General features: G+C 42.0%; 14 protein-coding genes and 1 pseudogene. 5 read left to right on the top strand and 10 right to left on the bottom strand.

Annotated elements, in window-relative coordinates; translation table 11 throughout:
* Window positions 1-20: 20 nt before the first annotated feature.
* Window positions 21-1,970: a hypothetical protein gene (locus MSMTP_RS04625; protein WP_156153678.1), complete on the bottom strand. Its 1,950-nt coding sequence runs from the start codon at window positions 1,968-1,970 to the stop codon at window positions 21-23.
* Window positions 1,971-2,514: 544 nt separating this feature from the next.
* On the opposite strand from MSMTP_RS04625, the pseudogene MSMTP_RS20330 reads away from it, so the two are divergent.
* Window positions 2,515-2,949: pseudogene (locus MSMTP_RS20330) on the top strand (acyltransferase family protein); the annotation flags it as partial.
* 1,077 nt (window positions 2,950-4,026) lie between these two features.
* On the opposite strand, the gene MSMTP_RS19900 reads toward MSMTP_RS20330, so the two are convergent.
* Window positions 4,027-4,224 carry a hypothetical protein gene (locus MSMTP_RS19900; protein ID WP_231582920.1) on the bottom strand — a complete coding sequence of 66 codons (198 nt, stop codon included), beginning with the start codon at window positions 4,222-4,224 and terminating at the stop codon, window positions 4,027-4,029.
* Here MSMTP_RS19900 and MSMTP_RS19895 point away from each other — a divergent pair.
* Window positions 4,223-4,708: a hypothetical protein gene (locus MSMTP_RS19895; protein WP_231582919.1), complete on the top strand. Its 486-nt coding sequence runs from the start codon at window positions 4,223-4,225 to the stop codon at window positions 4,706-4,708. The two genes, MSMTP_RS19900 and MSMTP_RS19895, sit on opposite strands and share 2 nt — an antisense overlap.
* Entirely contained in the window at window positions 4,698-6,206 is a 1,509-nt protein-coding gene (locus tag MSMTP_RS04610; protein ID WP_048178026.1) for a flippase, read from the top strand. Before MSMTP_RS19895 ends, MSMTP_RS04610 begins: the two co-directional genes overlap by 11 nt.
* Window positions 6,207-6,221: 15 nt before the next feature.
* Here MSMTP_RS04610 and MSMTP_RS04605 read toward each other — a convergent pair whose 3' ends face one another.
* The 6 genes from MSMTP_RS04605 to MSMTP_RS04580 all read right to left on the bottom strand — a co-directional run bounded on the left by MSMTP_RS04605 (window position 6,222) and on the right by MSMTP_RS04580 (window position 13,076).
* Window positions 6,222-7,331 (bottom strand): glycosyltransferase family 4 protein, encoded by a 1,110-nt coding sequence (locus tag MSMTP_RS04605; protein WP_048178025.1) that lies wholly within the window; start codon window positions 7,329-7,331, stop codon window positions 6,222-6,224.
* Window positions 7,328-8,473: a hypothetical protein gene (locus MSMTP_RS04600; protein ID WP_048178024.1), complete on the bottom strand. Its 1,146-nt coding sequence runs from the start codon at window positions 8,471-8,473 to the stop codon at window positions 7,328-7,330. Before MSMTP_RS04600 ends, MSMTP_RS04605 begins: the two co-directional genes overlap by 4 nt.
* Window positions 8,470-9,561 (bottom strand): DUF4350 domain-containing protein, encoded by a 1,092-nt coding sequence (locus MSMTP_RS04595; RefSeq protein WP_156153675.1) that lies wholly within the window; start codon window positions 9,559-9,561, stop codon window positions 8,470-8,472. The genes MSMTP_RS04600 and MSMTP_RS04595 overlap by 4 nt, the downstream gene beginning before the upstream one ends.
* Before the next feature lie 80 nt (window positions 9,562-9,641).
* Window positions 9,642-10,736, bottom strand: coding sequence for a glycosyltransferase (locus MSMTP_RS04590; protein WP_048178022.1), 1,095 nt, complete (start codon window positions 10,734-10,736; stop codon window positions 9,642-9,644).
* Entirely contained in the window at window positions 10,733-11,968 is a 1,236-nt protein-coding gene (locus MSMTP_RS04585; RefSeq protein ID WP_231582918.1) for a glycosyltransferase family 4 protein, read from the bottom strand. Before MSMTP_RS04585 ends, MSMTP_RS04590 begins: the two co-directional genes overlap by 4 nt.
* A complete protein-coding gene (locus MSMTP_RS04580) occupies window positions 11,946-13,076 on the bottom strand; it encodes a glycosyltransferase family 2 protein (RefSeq protein ID WP_048178021.1) in 1,131 nt (376 codons plus the stop codon). The genes MSMTP_RS04585 and MSMTP_RS04580 overlap by 23 nt, the downstream gene beginning before the upstream one ends.
* A gap of 463 nt (window positions 13,077-13,539) precedes the next feature.
* On the opposite strand from MSMTP_RS04580, the gene wrbA reads away from it, so the two are divergent.
* Window positions 13,540-14,169, top strand: coding sequence for an NAD(P)H:quinone oxidoreductase type IV (gene wrbA, locus MSMTP_RS04575; protein ID WP_048178020.1), 630 nt, complete (start codon window positions 13,540-13,542; stop codon window positions 14,167-14,169).
* Window positions 14,170-14,368: 199 nt separating this feature from the next.
* Here the strand turns inward: wrbA and MSMTP_RS19635 are convergent, their stop codons facing one another.
* Complete coding sequence (locus MSMTP_RS19635; protein WP_197076139.1) at window positions 14,369-14,521, bottom strand: hypothetical protein; 153 nt, start codon at window positions 14,519-14,521, stop codon at window positions 14,369-14,371.
* Window positions 14,522-14,803: 282 nt separating this feature from the next.
* Between MSMTP_RS19635 and MSMTP_RS04570 the strand changes: the two genes are divergently transcribed.
* A complete protein-coding gene (locus MSMTP_RS04570; protein WP_048178019.1) occupies window positions 14,804-16,819 on the top strand; it encodes a glycoside hydrolase family 15 protein in 2,016 nt (671 codons plus the stop codon).
* Between the two features lie 44 nt (window positions 16,820-16,863).
* Here the strand turns inward: MSMTP_RS04570 and MSMTP_RS04565 are convergent, their stop codons facing one another.
* Complete coding sequence (locus MSMTP_RS04565) at window positions 16,864-17,337, bottom strand: GNAT family N-acetyltransferase (protein WP_048178018.1); 474 nt, start codon at window positions 17,335-17,337, stop codon at window positions 16,864-16,866.
* Window positions 17,338-17,413: the final 76 nt, after the last annotated feature.

Genomic DNA, 17,413 nt, shown 5'->3' with positions numbered 1-17,413 from the left:
TCTATGTTATCTAATGAGGCTCAATAATTGGTTTGAGAATCCATTTTTTGCCATCTATATATATCAAAACCTCTACGTACTTCAGGTATACTTTGGTATTTTTCTAACATTTTATAGTTCCATTCTGGTACACATCCCAGGTACTTTACTTCCTTGTTTTTAATAACATAATCACTTAGAGGAAAGCCTTTATCATTCCAGTACCTGTTTCGATCTTTATCAATAACAATCCATCCGCTGTCGTACTTCATGATTATTTGATTCATTCTTTCATTTTCATCTAGATTGAAGATCTTGTCCATTGGTTTATATAGGTAGGCTGCTTGAGGATCTGATAGTTGTGCTGCCTCATAATAGTAGTGATAAATAGAGCCATAATCATAAACGAATTTGTTATTCTTATAGTCGAATCTTTTTAAGGGCCATTTGGAAGCAGAGGATTCATCTACATATGTATAGCTATAATAATATTGAAAAATCAGTGGATTTGAAGTTATCAAGATATCTTTTTCACTAAAATTATTTTTCTCCAAAAAATCCATTAATTCAGATACATCTCTGTGGGTCATATCAGCTTTTGGGTCAGTTTGCCCGTTTTTTTCATTTATCAGTCCTGCAAATGCATTAACTGGACTGAAAATGTACATTAAAACCATTAATATCAAAAAATTGTAGACTATTAAGTTTCTGCTTAATTTTTTAAATATACTTCTAGTAGCTATTAAAGTATGTATTGAACAGGCATAAATTATTATGTAAAAAGGAAACGCATAAAATACATATCTTGGCTGATAATAACGTTCTATTAGAAATGTGAATGTAATATATATAATCGAAAAAACAAAAAAGGAAGCAAGGAAATATTTGTTTTTATAATAAGTTGCAATCGGTAAAATAAAAAGTAATATTATAACCGAGTTAGGTACGTTCATGCCTGAAAACCATTGTAGGTACGAGCCATGAGAAAGGAAGTTAGCGCTAAAAAACAATTCTCCATAAAGTTTGTTGTCTGCCAAGCTTAATAACCAACTGTAACGGTCTACAAAAATATAAACACTCGGCATGGCTATAAAGAGAAAGAGTCCAAAAATTATGTGTGTTTTACCACTATGCAAGATTTCTAAGACATACTTTTTGTGTTCTGATTTATTAATTGAGAAAATAAAAGAAAATGTCAAAAAAATACCAGATGCTACATATAATTCTAAAATCATATGAACTTTTTCGACGTATATGTAATATACAAATGGAAGAACTAAATATAATGTTATGGCAAAAAGCTTCAATGGCTTTTTAAAAACTTTGAATAAATCCACATTTCTTGACAAATAAAGTAATCCCGTTAAATATATAATAATGAACAAAAAGTATATTTGATATTCTCTTATAAACCTTGACATTCCTATTGCCATGGGCGAAAAGGTTAGCAAGTAGGAAGAGATTAAACCTATATTCTTATTGATATTTTTAGCAAATATATAAATAGCAATTATTGAAAAGGTTCCAGCTATTACAGATGGCAACCTTGCTAAAAATAAGGACGGTTCTCCATAATATTTGAATAAAATACCAATTATATATGTAAGAAAAGCAGCTCTCGAGTAGTTAAATGTATCTTCAATCATCAATCTTTTTGCACCAACAAGATGGAAATATTCATCTACTGAAGGACTAAGATAATCCAGATTGTAGACCCGTAAGCAGAATCCAATGACTACTAGAAACACTAATATAATGCTGTAAAAAAGTCCCTCTTTATACGCCCACTTTGCTAAAATATTAAGTAGCGGAATCCTTTTGATTTTGGGATATTTTATCTCAAACTCTTTTAATCTTATAGATTCTTCATATTTTTCTTTTTTATAATCATTTCCTAAATCATAGAGGCTTGAAAATCGGTCTCTATAGAGATAAAATATTAGAAGACCTGTAATTGCTGAAATTATGAAAACAATTTTCATGTCAGACACTGAAACCCCAACGTATGAGATAAATATTTCACTTGAAAATTTAAGTGAACTCTTTTTTGAATTATATGCTAATCCTCCTAAAAATGATAATAAGGATTATTTAAAGTCTTCTATATCAATTAAAAGATCTTCCATTAATCCATTAATTCATTCTGATATTATGGGTTGTCAAACAGTTTATAAGTTAAAGTTAATTTGAGAACTTAAATTAAGATAATAAAAAAGGTGTCATTCTAACCTGTAAAAGTACCAGTTTCCAATTGATTTCTCTAATACAAAATATTGATCCGGTCTGAAGTCTTATAAGTTGCCCTTTATCTATAATACTTTCGAACTATTTATATTTGTCATGTCCTTTTACATTGATTTATTCTTTATAATGGAGCTGTAAATACAGACCAAAATAATCATAGAAGTTTACTATCTTCGGGCCTTTGCCATACTTGCAGTAATCACCATTCATACTTTAGATTATTTTAGATATGTTCCCGAGGTTAACGCTCTGGTCATTACATATCTGATCTTTTAGGTATTTGTAAGGTTTGCTGTTCCCTTATTCGTATTTGTATCGGGTTTTGTCCTGGCTTTGAAGTATGGGACCAACTTTTCAAAGAAAACTTTTTTTGTAAATAGGGCCAGGGCAGTTATACCTCCATATGTTATATTTTCTGCGATTTATCTCATTGTTCCCCGGTATTTGTTCAACGGGCAGTTGAAATTTCCTTCAGTTGAAGAATTTTTCATAAACCTTTTTTCAGGAAACAGTTACGTGCACCTGCGGTATATACCCCTGATTCTTCAGTTTTATGTCCTGTACCCGGCTATAATAAGTATATACCAAAAGTTTGCCGAAAAAAGGAGTCCTCTAATACTTCTGGTTTTATGTGCGCTTTTTCAGGATATCTGGATAGTTATGGCTTCTCTTTTCAGCCAATACTCATTGAAGGTCAATTTTAAAATTAATTTTAAAAGTTTATAGTGCATTTCAAATTCTTAAAAAGAATGGAAGGAATTTCAAATCAGGAAAATCATCAGAAAAACTACAACATAATAGGGAGTGAAACATCCTCTGAAGTTTTGTCATGTTGCCGTTAAATTTGATTGGTGAATCAGTCAATTAACTCACGAAAACAGAAACTCTTCCCTAAATTATTTTAAGTAATAGGCGAATATTACCACGAGCCATGAAAAACAAGAGAGATCCCCTAATACTCATTCCTCTTTCTATCTTCCTGATTCTTGCTTTGATCAGGTTCGTCCACCCCCTCAACTTCTGGGTCGATGAAATGTTCCATGTCTTTGCGGCTGAAAGTATGATTGAAACCGGTCAGCCGATGCTTCCATCAGGGCTTCCTTACGGACGTTCCCTGCCCACTACTTTACTTGTTGCTGCTTCTTTCAAATTATTCGGGATCTCAGAGCTTACGGGCAGGTTGCCTTTTCTGGTGATTGGTGTTTTTTCGATAGTAGCCACATACTATCTGGTAAAGAACGCTTTCGACCGGAATACGGCACTTCTAACTGTTATTCTATTGTCTCTCTCTTCGTGGCAGCTTCACTGGGCTTTGAATGCCCGGATGTATATCCTTTTGCAGTTTTTTTACGTCTTGTTCCTGCTTTTGGGATATGGTTTTTTCAGAGAGGTTGATTTAAAGCTTGCAAATAGTACTTATAACAAAAAGAAAATGGTACTTTTTTTTGTGGCTTCGGTTCTTGTTGTGTTCCTGAGTTCTTACATTCATCAGTTTTATCAACTCTTTATCGCTACATGGCTTGCTTACTTTATTTATTTGGTTTCCGGGAAGTTTATATCTGGAAAAAAACTGTTTGAAAAAGGAAATCATCTGATCCGGTTTATTTTCCTGTTTTCCGTGCTTTTGATATTTATTCCTGCAGTGTTCCCAAAAATTCCTTTTGTTCCTGCCTTTGCTCCTATAGGCATGCAATTTGGCACAGGCTTCTATGTTCTGCTACTTGCCAGGTATTTCACGGTACTCTCAGTATTTGCTTTTTTTTCCGTTCTGGTATCAGGACTGGGAGCAGGGAACAGAGAAAATCAGGGGGCTTTACTTGTTTTGGGTTTTTTTGTTCCTTTTATTCTGCTTACACTCTTCCTTGATGCAAAAAATTCAAGGTACCTGTTCTTCGCGTTTCCTCTGTTTATCGCTCTCGCCTCAAACGGAATTCTTGAAGCGTGGGAATACATTAAAACTGTCAGGCACAAAAGGGCTGCAAAATATTTTCTGGTTTTCATGATCACGGTCCTTCTGGTACGGACGGGAGCAGGGCTCTACAGGGTTGCATGTGATGATTACCAGCCGATTCCTTTCGAAGACCCCCATCCCCACTGGCAGTATGCTTCGGAATATGTGCAAAAAAATGCAAATGAGGGAGATGTAGTGCTCAGCACGATGCCCATATGCACTTTGTATTACCTGGGGCAGACCGATTACTGGCTCAGGCAGAACGAATATTATTCTTTCGAGGATGCCGAAGGGGTGTTGAGGGACCGGTACACAGGGGCACTTATTCTCAAAGACTATCCTGCGTTCAGGAAGGAGATTGAAGGGAAAAACGGGTGGGTGATCGGGGACCAGAAACTTGACTCATATTTCACGGACCCTGATGTTCTTTCATATGTCTATGAAAATATGACCTTTATTCCGGAAGGTTCGGACGATACAATCAAAGTTTACAGGTTCGAAAAGAAAGCAGAGCAGGATAATAATGACAGCTGATATCGAACAGAGAAATATTGCAGGTACAAGATATTCATTTATAGGAAGGACAATATCCTCTGCTACCCTTTTCCTGCTCTCGATAATCGTGGCCAGGTATCTTGGAGCGGAAGCTTTTGGAGAGCTTTCCCTGGCACTGACAATCATAGCATTTGCCTCAGTCATAAGCGATGCCGGAATCAACAGGTCCGTTCAAAAGCATATATCTCAGTACCTCGGAGAAGATCGGGAGTCCATACAGCGGGCTTACAAGAGCATATTATCAATAAAGGCCCTTTCAGGTTTAGCCGGCTTAATCATTCTTTACGCAGGCGCTCCGGTCTTTTCAGGGGTCTTTCATACAGAGACCCTGGAACCAGTCATAAAAATAGGAGCTTTGCTGCTTGCAGCCATCATTTTCCTGGAATTCAACCAGACAGTGCTTCAGGGGTATGAGTGCTTTAAGAAGATCTGCCTGGCAAACGTGCTGGAAGCTGGTTTAAAGCTAATATTTACGGTTATAATCATTTACATGGGTCTGGACGTAGCTGGCATTATAGCCGGTTATGCTGCCTCGACCCTGGCGGTTTCCATAATCCTGACCATCGTTGTATATTTTGGGGTTGTTAAACCGGGAAATATTAACCGGTCCCATAGAAACCTTACCGGAGAAATTATTAGATATAGCCCTCCAATTCTACTCTCAACGATATTCTTTATAATGTACACAAGGTTTGACATCCTTGCCCTTGGATATTTCGGAGAAACGACTGACGTAGGACATTACAGTCTTGCAGTGGGTTTAATCGATAACCTGTTAATCCCCGTGGCAGCCATTGAAACAGCAGTTATGCCAATTGCGGCTTCCCTTTACGGTAAAAAAGAAAGCAGAGCAAATTTAAGCAGGCTTTTTAACCAGACCCTTACAAACGGTTTCTTTTTTATGATGCCGGTAATTTTCGGCCTGCTGGTGGTGGCACGCAGCTTTGTTACAGAGGTATACGGCCCGGAGTTTATGGATTCAGGCCTGATACTGATGGCACTAACCCCTTTCATACTTACAAAGACTCTGGCAGTTTTAAACGGCGCATATCTTATAGGAGCAAACAAAGCGAAAACGTTTATGAACTATACCTTTGGAGCAATGCTTCTAAACCTCTTTTTACTCGGGACTCTTGTCCCTGTTTACGGAGTTTACGGGGCAGCATTAGCCAGGATAATTTCCCACGCGGTTCTTACATTTTCAATGCTACTCTATATAATCAGGGCTTTCCGGATCCGGATCGAAGGGGAGTCAATTATAAAGGATCTCAAGATAGTTGCTTCATCAGTGGTCATGGCAGTTCTCTGCCATATCATAATGATTGTTTCCGGGGGAGGCATACCAGGCCTTGTGCTAACAATCGGATCCGGAGTGCTTATTTACGTTGTGCTGCTTGACCTCACAAAAACAATATCTTTTAATGACCTGTTAAAAATAGCTCATGGTGATCTGAGTCTTAAACAGGACGTCAAGTGACCCCTGCCTGCAAAGTTAAATTTTTAATGCAAGGGTATTCCGGAGCAGGGATTTGAATTGTCCCAGTGTGTTTTCGACCGTAAATCTTCGGGAATGAATTCTGGCTTTTTCTGAGTATTCCCTATATGCCTCATCGTTCTCCAGCAGATTGATAGCTTTTACCCATTGCTCAGGGTCCTTAAAATTATCAATCAATATCCCTCCCTCCCCCACTGCCTCCGGAAGTCCTCCGATTTTGCTTGCAATCGAAGGAATCCCGCAAAAGGCAGCTTCCACGCAGACTCTTCCGAAAGGTTCCGGCCACAGGGAGGGAACGAGCAGGATTTTTGTCTTTGAATAGAAGGTTTCGGGATCGGCTGCCCAGGGCATGTATGTGATATTGGGAAAAACTGAAAAATCGATTGATTCGGGATTGTGCCCCACAACCAGGAATTTTTTATCAGGGAGTATTTTTGCAATTTCCAAAAAGGTCCCGATTCCCTTATGCTTTGCGGCGCTGATCAATGTGATGTATTCAGGATGCTGCGCTCTAACACTGATCTCCCTTACGAAAGGATAGATTACCTGGGATTCCACACCAAGCCAATCTTTAACAACCGAAGCCATATACTGACTATTTGAAATAATAAGTGATGCTCTGGAAATCCATTTTTTTTCGTACCGGAAAACGGCGTCTACAAAATACCTGTAAGGGTTTAGAAAAGAATAGCCATAGCAAACCGAACATCTCCTGCTGCAGTTGCTGTCGGGGTTTGCGCAGAGACAGATATGTTCGTAGTTTCGCATGAAAACTATGGAAGGTATCTTTTTTTCATAAGCGGTTTTTATTGTAGGGGCTGCAAAGTCCTGCTGTGTGATGACGAGGTCCGGGGAAAAGTTCTTGATTTTCCGGCTTAAGGAGCCTTCAAGCTGTTTAAAAACGAAGTATTTGTTGAACATGTGAGTATTTGTTTCAAAAAGGCGGACGGAGGATGAGGGAAAAGGTACTGTATGCGGGTTTTTTACGTGCTTTCCGACTGTAAATATCTCATTATTTTTACTGAGCCCGGATATAAGTGTTTCAAAAGAAAGTTCTCCTCCTCCCAGAGGGATAAGGAGATTTTCTTCTGATGCAAAAATTTTCATTCATTTGGCTCCTCATCCGGATCATCAAGATTAAGAAAGACCGCTTTGCTAAACCCGTAGACCGCCAGAGCCGTGAGGACTGCCACAGGAATCATAATAATGCCAAGCCGGCTGAACATGACAAGCATAATCCCACCCACAAATACAGACATGGTTACGTTGAATTCCTTTGCGCTTTCAATGCTTAAAAGCAGGAGGAACATCATTAAACTCACACCAGCAAGCATCGCCAGGATCAGGTAGGTTACTGCCCCCATATCCGCAACATAAGAGGTAATCATTGCAACCAGTGACCTGTAAATTATGTATGAAAGCATCAGCACAAAAATGCCTGCAATGATCTCCCTGGGAACATTTAGTGAAGTGTTGCTTTTGCCATTTCCTATATCTTCCTTCTTTATATAATTTGAAAATAAGGGGGAGCTTTTTCTTTTAAGCTTAAATTCGATCCCGTTATCCATTTCAGAAATGCCAATAGGGGAGCTCCTGATTAATGCCTGGAGCCTCTTTTTCATTTTGTGCGTTATTGCCTTTCTTCTGAGAATCATCAGAATAAAAAGTACAAAACCGAACACCGAGATCCCGATTATGCTTGAAAAGAGCCCGTAGGCAAGTTCGGTCATGTATATGATCTTAAAGTCTTTTTGTGAAGTTTCAAGCTGGATGATCTTGAAATTACCTTCCGAATAAATATTTTCTCTTTCAAAAAATACAGGACCGTTAAGATAAAGGACCCTTTCCGCATTTTCAATACTTATGGTTATGTTCTTTTTCCCGTTTTCAGATACGTAAGGGTTCGAAAACTCAAGTGTAAATAAACCGTGCCCTCCCGGCTTTTGACTCATGAAGAGTGCGTGTAGTTCATTCTCATCTTTATCGGCCAGAAATCGGATTTGTTCTTCAGAGACATTAACTACATTTGCTTCTGAGGCATAGGATATGATCTCATTTCCGTTTTTGTATAGTTCAAAAGAATTTCCAAGATCGGTGACAAAGATTTCTCCTTCCCCATACCAGTATCGATTTACGTCCCCGATATCTGCCTGATAATAATTGATGCTGATGTCTTCAGAAGCTGAAGCCACTGTAATCATCATGGATAAAAGAATCAAAGCGCAAATCACTACAGAGTATTTCTTCATTTACGGACTACCTCGATAGGTATTTTATATATACAGGGTTCGCTGAATTCATTGTAGCGGACTTTAAGCGCGATTTTAGTTTTGATGTACCAGTATTCACTGCTTAAATTCTGGCACGGGAAGTTAAGATCGAGAATTTCATCCGGGCCTATTGTGAAGTTACTTTCAACGGGTACCACGACGTCTTTAAGAATTCCCGGTATTTCCACAGATACGTATGCGGCGCTTTTATTGTTTTTGTTTTCCAGGGATAATCCCACAAAACTTATTTTTCCATCTTTAAGCGGAATGTAAAGTTCGGAAGGGTTATATGACAATCCCTGCATCCCTTCCTCATCTTCACATTCAATGTAATTCAGGATAAAATACAAAAGCTCTTTATTTTCATTGAATCTGTAGTTCGTAAGAAAATCCTTGTTCCCCAGAGCAATTACCTTTCCTTGCTGGAAATTTTTTGCCATAAGTATTGTGTACTCTTCCCCAGATATTTCTTCAGAGAACAGGTCTCTTGAAACCTCGGAAATTCCCTTTAATCTGAGAGGATTTTCATCAAATTCCTTCGGATGACCCGTGTAAACTTCCCATTCATCCAGGGGAATGGAATAGCCTAAATTTATAGATTTGTTACTGGAAATGTTAACGTGCGTATTCAAAAGATATTCCCGTTTGAAATAGATGTCATACGGATCAAGAATCAGATTGGAATTGAATACGGAGTCAGGAGAATCACATATTACGATCAAATTTCCGCCATTTTCAACAAAATTCATTAAGTATAAAGTTTCGATATTGTCAAGACTTCTTTTTGGATTAATAATTACAACAATGTCAGATTCATGCAGACTCGGTTCTGCTAAATAACCAAAGTTTGAGTTACTCATAAAATTGTCATTCACAATATATCCAAAACTTTCAAGATCTTCTGCAAGTTCACTGAAACCGGCGGGTCCTCTGCTTTGAAGCCCGAAAAAACCTTCCGTTGAAAGATCAAAGAATATATGATTTTCTCCTACTCCACCTGCTATTACCGGAGAAGGAATCAATAATATGGTTAAAATAAGAATTACGGACCTCTTTGTTGAATTCATCAAAGACCTCATAGGGACACAACCTTACTTCAAGTGGTAATTATGTATAATTATTAGGACAACACCTATTGAATATTAAATTATTTATTACTGTCTTTTACCTGATTCACAGCTTCAATTATTTTTTTGACAAATATTGATTTATCAAACATTTTTGCCCTTTCGATACATGCGTTTTTATAAGTTTCAGGATTTTTAGAAACAGTTATTACGGCTTCAATTATGTTTTCTACATATGGTTTTGTAAGAATTCCTGTTTTACCATCGCTTACACTCTCCAGATATCCTCCTTCCTTTACAGCTACAACAGGTTTGCCTGAAGCCATGGCTTCAACCGGTGTCATTCCAAAATCCTCATCCATTGCGGTCGTTAAGAACCCTTTGCAGCTAGCATACAATTCAAGAAGTTTTTCTTCCGAAACACTTCCGAGTAATTTTATGTTCCCAGGGAGATTATCCGTGACCTCTGATGCGTATCCGGATGCATGATCCCCTGTTGCATATCCCCCAACGACAAGCAGTTTTTTGTCCGGCATTTTTCTGAAAGCTTCAATTTGCAGTTCAACCCGCTTTTCGGGGTAGAGCCGGTTTACCGAGAGCCAGAAATCCCCGTATTCTTTTAATTTAAATCTTGAAACATCGATCGGGGGATAGATAACTTCTGATTCTCTATGCAAATATTTCCTAATTCTTCTTTTTGTGTTTTCCGAATTCGTTACAATCTTACACACATGCCCAAGATAATTTTCAGAGAATTTTTTATGGAAATACACCCAGATAACAAATGGTACAGCGATAAAAAAAGAATGTTTTTTCAAATAATTATCGTAAAGGTCATAAAACGCCCTCGTAGGCGTATGGCAATAATAAAGGTTTGGTTTATGCTTTTTCGCTGCAAAAGGCGCCCAGTTGCCGGAAAAAATAAAAAATTCGTATTCTTTTGAATAATTAGAGGTTGCAAACTTAATAGAAGCATCTATCTGCTTTAAGGGTGGCATCTTCAAGGTAGTTCCGAGGCTTATGATATTTATGTCCTCAAATCCCATCTTCTTAACAGAATCCATGTCCACATCCGTCGTAATGACATCAGCCCCGAGTCCTCTCGCAAGGGTCAGGACCAGTTTCTCTCCTCCCCCTATCGCGCCGATGTAGTCATGGAAGATTGCAACTTTCACATCAATTCCTCATAAAAAGAATTAAGTTTTCTGAGAACTTCTTCCCATTCATATTTTTCGGTTTTCCTTGTTGCATATTCTGACATCTTATTATAACTGGAACTCTCCCAAAGTACCTTTCTCACCCCTTCCGCAAGCTCCCTCTCCCCCAGCCCCACAACAAAACCATCCACTCCGTCCTCAACCAACCCCTGCGCCGCATTATACCTCTCCCTCACCGTCACCACCGGCACCCCGCACGCAAAAGCCTCGATCACAACCATCCCAAACCCTTCCCTGGAAGATGGCAGCACAAGGACCTTTGAAGCCTTTATCTTCCCTATCAGTGCCTCGTATTCCTGAAAGCCTGCAAAATCCACATGACCCCGAACTCCGAGTTCATCTGTGAGTCTCAGGAGTGCCTCCCTTTCAGGACCGTCACCGACAATGCAGCACCTGATACCCGGAAAATCGGCTTTAAGGAGGGCCACCGCCCGGAGCAGGACATCGACGTTTTTCTCTTTTATGAGCCTGCCGGCAAAGATTGTACCGTAAATCTTCCTCTCCGGGTTGGCAAAAGTCCAGCCGCCTTCAGGTTCGATTTCAGAAATCCTTTTTAAGTCAATCCCGTTCGGGACAACTGCAATTTCTTCTCCGAGGACCCCGAGGGCTTCGAGCCTGTTTTTTGTCCAGCCAGAAACTGCGATGTTATTGCTTGAAATTTTTGCAACCGCTTTTTCGACCATTTGTCCGAAAAAACCCTTCCAGTACCCGAGGTATTCATACCAGTACCCGTCCCAGACTTCGTGCCAGGTGAACACTGCCGGAGTTTTACTCAATACGGATACTGCTTTCACGGTAAAACAGGAAAAGTAGGGAAAGACACTCACATCGATAAGGTCGAACTTTTCTTTCCGGAGCCTGGGAAAAAGTTTCAGGGAAAACACGATTGCTTCGGAGATCGAGCGCTTGCCGCCTACGTACAATTCTCTCGCTTCGCAGACCCCGTGCAGGGTCATCCCCTCGTACTCGATAATGTCTTTGCCTTCCCACCATTTGATCCCGAAGAGGTGCACTTCGTGTCCTTGGGCTGTGAGGTGCTTTCCAAGTTCATGGATGCGCATCTCTGCGCCACCTTTGACCCAGGGATAGACAGCGTCGTAGACAAAGGCAATTTTCATCCAGTCCCTCTTTAATCCTTTTTTCCTTCTTTCGTCCCTCTTTATCGCTTCACCATTCAGTGTCAACTTCAAGAAGCATTACACTCAGGATAATTGCGGAAAAAATAAGCTGGAGCCCTATGAAGGCAAGAACCATGGCAACGACCGCACTTTCCACTTCTGCAAGGGAGCCGTAGCCGGAACTGGCCCAGCTCCATGCAACTTTCAGCCCCAGGAGGATGCCCGCCCCCAGGATAAGGGAGCCAGCAACCAGTTCTTTTTCAAGGGAATGGTAATTGAGCAATTTCCTTGACCCCTCATCGCCTTCCCGGTACATGCCATGGACCAGGCCATATGTCTTAATGTAGCCGCCGGTTGCCAGGGTCTGTCCACCTATGACAAGGAACATGCTGCCCAGGATGAAGGAATGCATCCTGTTTTCTACCGCATTTCCGTTCAGCAGGAGAGTTCCTGTTATGAGAGCCCCCAGGATGAAAACCACAGATCCAGGTATTAACAGGAACGGGAGGGGACGATACAGCATCATGAAGCGCACATGCCGCCAGCCGTCCTGGAAGGAGCGCAGTTTGGAAGGAGTCTTCCGGGGATGGTAGGTTATCGGGACTTCCATAATCCTGAGCCCGCTTTTGGAAGCCTCTATTATCATTTCGGATGCCAGTTCCATCCCCCGGGTTTTAAGGTTCATTTTTTCCAGGGCATCTTTTGTAAAAGCCCTCATTCCACAGTGGGCATCCGATATACTTGTATTGAAAAGCAGGTTGAGCATGGCTGTCAGGAGAGGATTTCCGATGTACTGGTGCAACCAGGGCATGGACCCTTTTTTAATGGTTCCTTTGAGGCGGCTTCCGATTACAAAATCCGCTTCACCGTCCATAAGAGGTTCCAGAAAGTCCGACAGTTCCAGCAAATCGTAGGTATTGTCCGCATCAGCAATGGCTATGTAATCTCCTTTTGCATGAGCAAGGCCCTTGAGGTAAGCGTTTCCATAGCCTTTGACCGGACCTATCACCTTTGCCCCCATAGCCGCCGCAATCTCGGCGGTCCTGTCCGAAGAATTGTCAGCCAGTATAACCTCCCCTTCTATCTCATATTTTTTGAATATTTCATGGGCTTTCTCTATGCAGATTTTTATTGTTTCTTCTTCGTTCATAGAGGGCATGACGATAGAAAGTGAAGGCATACCCGGCTTATACATCGTGTTACTTAATAACTATTTTGATGTCGTGGTCTCAATAATAACTCGATTCCGGAATTTGATTATTAAAAGGGTCATCGACCTGCAGGCTGGGAACAAGTGTAATTAAACCCGAAGTGAGATTTACCGTTTTGCTGAAAGCAGAGTCCGTAAGCAAGAGGCTGGTTTTATTGGAAACAAAGCCCTGAAGCAGGAGGCTGGTTTTATTGGAAGCAACGACCTGAAGCAGAAGGTTTTTTGTGAACTATGAAGCGCTGAACCTGGAAAGCAGAAAATTCTCTTTGCTGACAACGTATATAAGGAATTGAAAAGCTATTTTTTAAGGGAAATCCAGAGTTTACCGGCATATATAGTGGTCCGGAGTTTACCGGTATATATAGTAGTCCGAGGTTAACGGATTTTAGGCTATTATTTAACTTTTTCTAACAGATTCGGATGGAGGGGTAGTATGGTTAAAGTAAACGTCATATTCTACAGTCTGTACGGTCACATTCACAAAATGGCAGAAGCGGTTGCCGAAGGAGCGCGGGAAGTCGAAGGGGCGGAAGTAGGAATCTATCAGGTCCCTGAAACCCTGCCTGAGGAGGTAATCGCGAAGATGGGGGCAACCGAGACTAAAAAAGCTTTTGCCCACATCCCGTTTCTCACCCGGGATATGTATGAGAAGGTGCTTTCAGGTGCTGATGCGCTGATTTTTGGAAGTCCCACTCGCTTCGGAAACATGCCTGCCCAGATGAGGGCCATGCTGGACGGAACAGGAGGACTGTGGGGGAGGGGCGCCCTTGTAGGAAAAGTAGGAAGCGTGTTTACTTCCAGCGGCACCCAGCACGGCGGACAGGAATCCACAATTATCAGTTTCCATTTTACCCTGCTTCACCACGGGATGGTTATTGTGGGCTTGCCCTATGCGGAGAAAAGGCAGACCAGAATGGATGAAATCACTGGAGGAAGCCCCTATGGGGCATCAACCATTGCAGGTGGGGACGGGAGTCGCCAGCCTTCCGAAAATGAACTTGCAATGGCTCGCTACCAGGGACGGCATGTGGCCGAAATAGCAAAGAAACTGGCTAAAAAATAATGATTAGGATAGGAACTTAAGAGCTTTAAAAAGAATTTTCTTTATTTTTTTGAAAAACAGTTTTTGAATAAAAGAGGTTTATAATAAAGAGATTTTTACTAAAGAGGTTTTTGAATAAAAGATATGGGAAAACACTTTCCTTATATCCGAGTGTATTTCCCCCTAACTGTTATCCCCTTTTACCCCCTTAATAAACGCTTCAGGCTGTGCCCATGCAGAGAGCCTTTTGCTCCAGATTTTCCTGGGCTTTTGTCAGGCATGCCAGAGTGCAGTACACAGCTTTTTCCTCAGCATTCTTAAGGACAAAAAATTCGCTCCCGCAGACGGGACAGATTTTTTTCACGTAAACCATTTGGAAACACACACATTTTTTTTGTATGTGATTTTTTCTGATGATTCATCGTTTTTATAATGCATAAGTAAGATGGACATGATAAAATATAAACTTTCTTATGAAATTTATATATATTTATTTAAAGAAATCATATTGGAAGAAATCAAAGTTTTTTTAGCCATTTATATCTCTTTGGAAAAGGGTTTCTCCTTTACCGAAATTATTTGAAGGAATAAATTCAATTCTCATGCTAGAAACATGGGATAGAAGGTGTAAGATGAATACAGGGGGTATTCCTGGATGAGGCCGCTTATCTTCGGAAACGGAAGAATCCTTATCTGTGAAGATGAAAAGGGGATTATAAGGGACATTTATTCTCCGTACGTAGGGCTTGAGAACCACGGGAACTCAATAAGAGTTGGCATCTGCGACCTGGACTCCCTCTACTGCACCTGGCTTGAAAACTGGAAGGTCCGGCAGCAGTATAAGTCCGTGTTTGAGGAAAATTTTTGTGAACGCTTTTTGGAAATATCAGGAAGTGCACCCTTTCCGGAAGAAAAAGGGGAAAGAAAAATTTCCCTAAAAGGAGCGGATACCTGCCAGGAAGTGGTCTCCAACATCGGGGAATCGGTATTCGAAAACCCGGATATCGGGGTCAGGGTAACGGTATGGGAAGCAGTTCACCCCTCGACAAATATCTTCTACCGGGCATTTGAGGTTAAGAACATTTCAGACTCCCCGCGAAACCTGCGCCTTTTTTCCAACCAGAATTACCGGATTCTTGAAACCAAGATAGGGGAAACGGCAGTAATCGATAAGCAAGCTTTGATCCATTATAAGCGCGACCGCTATTTCCTGCACGGGAGCGAACCGGAATTTGACCAGTACGCGGTCGGGACTGCGGAATGGAAAGGGATGGAAGGCACCTGGAAAGACATGGAAAATGACGCTCATCTAAGCGGTAACCCCGTGGCCCACGGTTCGGTGGATTCCACCCTTGGCTGGACCCTGCCCGAACTGAAACAAGGGGAATCCGCAAGGGTGTATTTCTGGATCGTGCTTGGGAAAAAGTACTGCAATGTGCTCAAGATACATAAGCGGGTGAAGGCAGCCGGGAAAAGCACTCTTTTTCACCACAACTTCAATTTCTGGAACTCCTTTACCGAAAGGGTGTCCGTCCTTCCTGAATTTTCCAGGATGACACAGCTCCCCGAAAGGGTTGTTCGCTGCTTTTACCGAAGCCTGCTTGCGGTGGTCGCCCATATGGACATCTCGGGTTCGGTGATTGCTTCCTGTGATTCGGATATCAAGCAGTTCGGGGCTGACCTTTACACTTACTGCTGGCCGAGAGACGCTGCCTGGATCTGCCTTGCCCTAGACAGGGCGCGCTACCATTACCTGAGCAGGGAAACCTTTGAGTTTTTTTCAAAAATTCTCACAAACAAAGGCAACTTCCTGCACAAGTATACCCCTGCAGGGGATTTCGGAAGCACCTGGCACCCTGTCCCTATGATCCAGATAGATGAGACGGGCCTTCCCCTCTATGCCCTTTACCACAACTGGAAAATTGCAAGGAACGTCTGGACCACGGGCCGCTACAGCAGGTCCCTCCTGCTTCCCGCCGCAAACTACCTTGCAAAGGCTCTGGACGAAAAAACAGGGCTTCCGATCTCAAGTTTTGACCTATGGGAAGAGCGGAAAGGTGTGCACACCTACAGCGCCTGCACGGTCTATGCGGGCCTCCAGGGAGCCTCCGAACTGGCCCGTTCCCTGGGGGACTATGACAACGCGGATGTCTGGGAAGAGGCCGCAAGCCGCGTTAAACAGGCAGTCCGGGATAAGCTTTACGATGAGAAGTTGAAACGTTTCGTGCGCTCCCTGGACGACCCGACTCTCGACTCCTCGGTTTTTGCGGTCTGGTATTTCGGGATCCTTCCTCCGGATGACCCGAAAGTTGTCAGGACAATGGAAGCCATTGAACGCGAACTCACCCGCCCCTCCGGGGGCATTGCCCGCTACCAGCATGACAGCTATTACGGGTACATGAACAGCTGGATCATCTGCACCCTCTGGCTCTCCCAATGGCACTCTGCAGTCGGAAACCTGGACCGGGCTCTTGAACTCATTAACTGGTGCGCCGCTCATGCCCACCCCACAGGTCTCATGTCCGAACAGATAGATGATAAGGGCAGGTCCCTTTCGGTCCTTCCCCTTGCCTGGTCCCATTCAGCCTTCGTGCTGGCAGTGCTCGAGTACCTGCAAGCCCTTGGAAAGGAGGAAGGTCCCGCCTGTACTTATCAGGAAAAAGAAATTTGAAGGTAGAAAGAGGAAAAATGAAAGTCCGGGAAAAAAGCTGAATTTCACTGCCTCTTATCAAAGCTTTTTTCAAAATAAAGATATTCAAATTCTTCGTTTGAAGCTCCTTTTTCTTCTTTCAGAAGGGAAAAACCCTGCTTCAGGTACATATCAATAGCTTTTTTCAGGGTGGCGTCAGTCTTCAGCACCGCGCTCGAAAAGTTCTTTTCGGCGAAGTCCAGGGAAGCCAGGAAAAGCTGTTTTCCGTAACCTTTGTTCCTGAACTCCTTTTTCAGGTAGATGCGCCTGATTTCGCAGCGGCCTTCCCCGAGACTTCTGACCCCGGCTGTCCCCACAACCCTGCCGTCTTCCGAAAGGCCTACGAAAAAGGTGCCTCCTTTTGCAAAGTAGTAGCCTTCGATGTCCTTGAGGTCGCCGTCTTTAAGCCTGTCGTACTCAAAGCCATGCTCCAGCAGCACTCCAAGCACCACTTCCCGGACCTCGTCTTTTTTAGAACTGTCGTATGTCTGGATAATCATATTTTTCCCCGGACTTTCCTCTTCAGATTTTTCATTCAGGCTTTTCCTTCATTTTCCCCGGCTTTTCTCCCTATTC

This window comes from Methanosarcina sp. MTP4 (assembly GCF_000970045.1).
In the GTDB taxonomy this organism is placed as follows: Archaea; Halobacteriota; Methanosarcinia; order Methanosarcinales; family Methanosarcinaceae; genus MTP4.
Note: the sequence above shows the minus strand (reverse complement) of the source record. Positions and strands in the feature narration are given on the sequence as shown.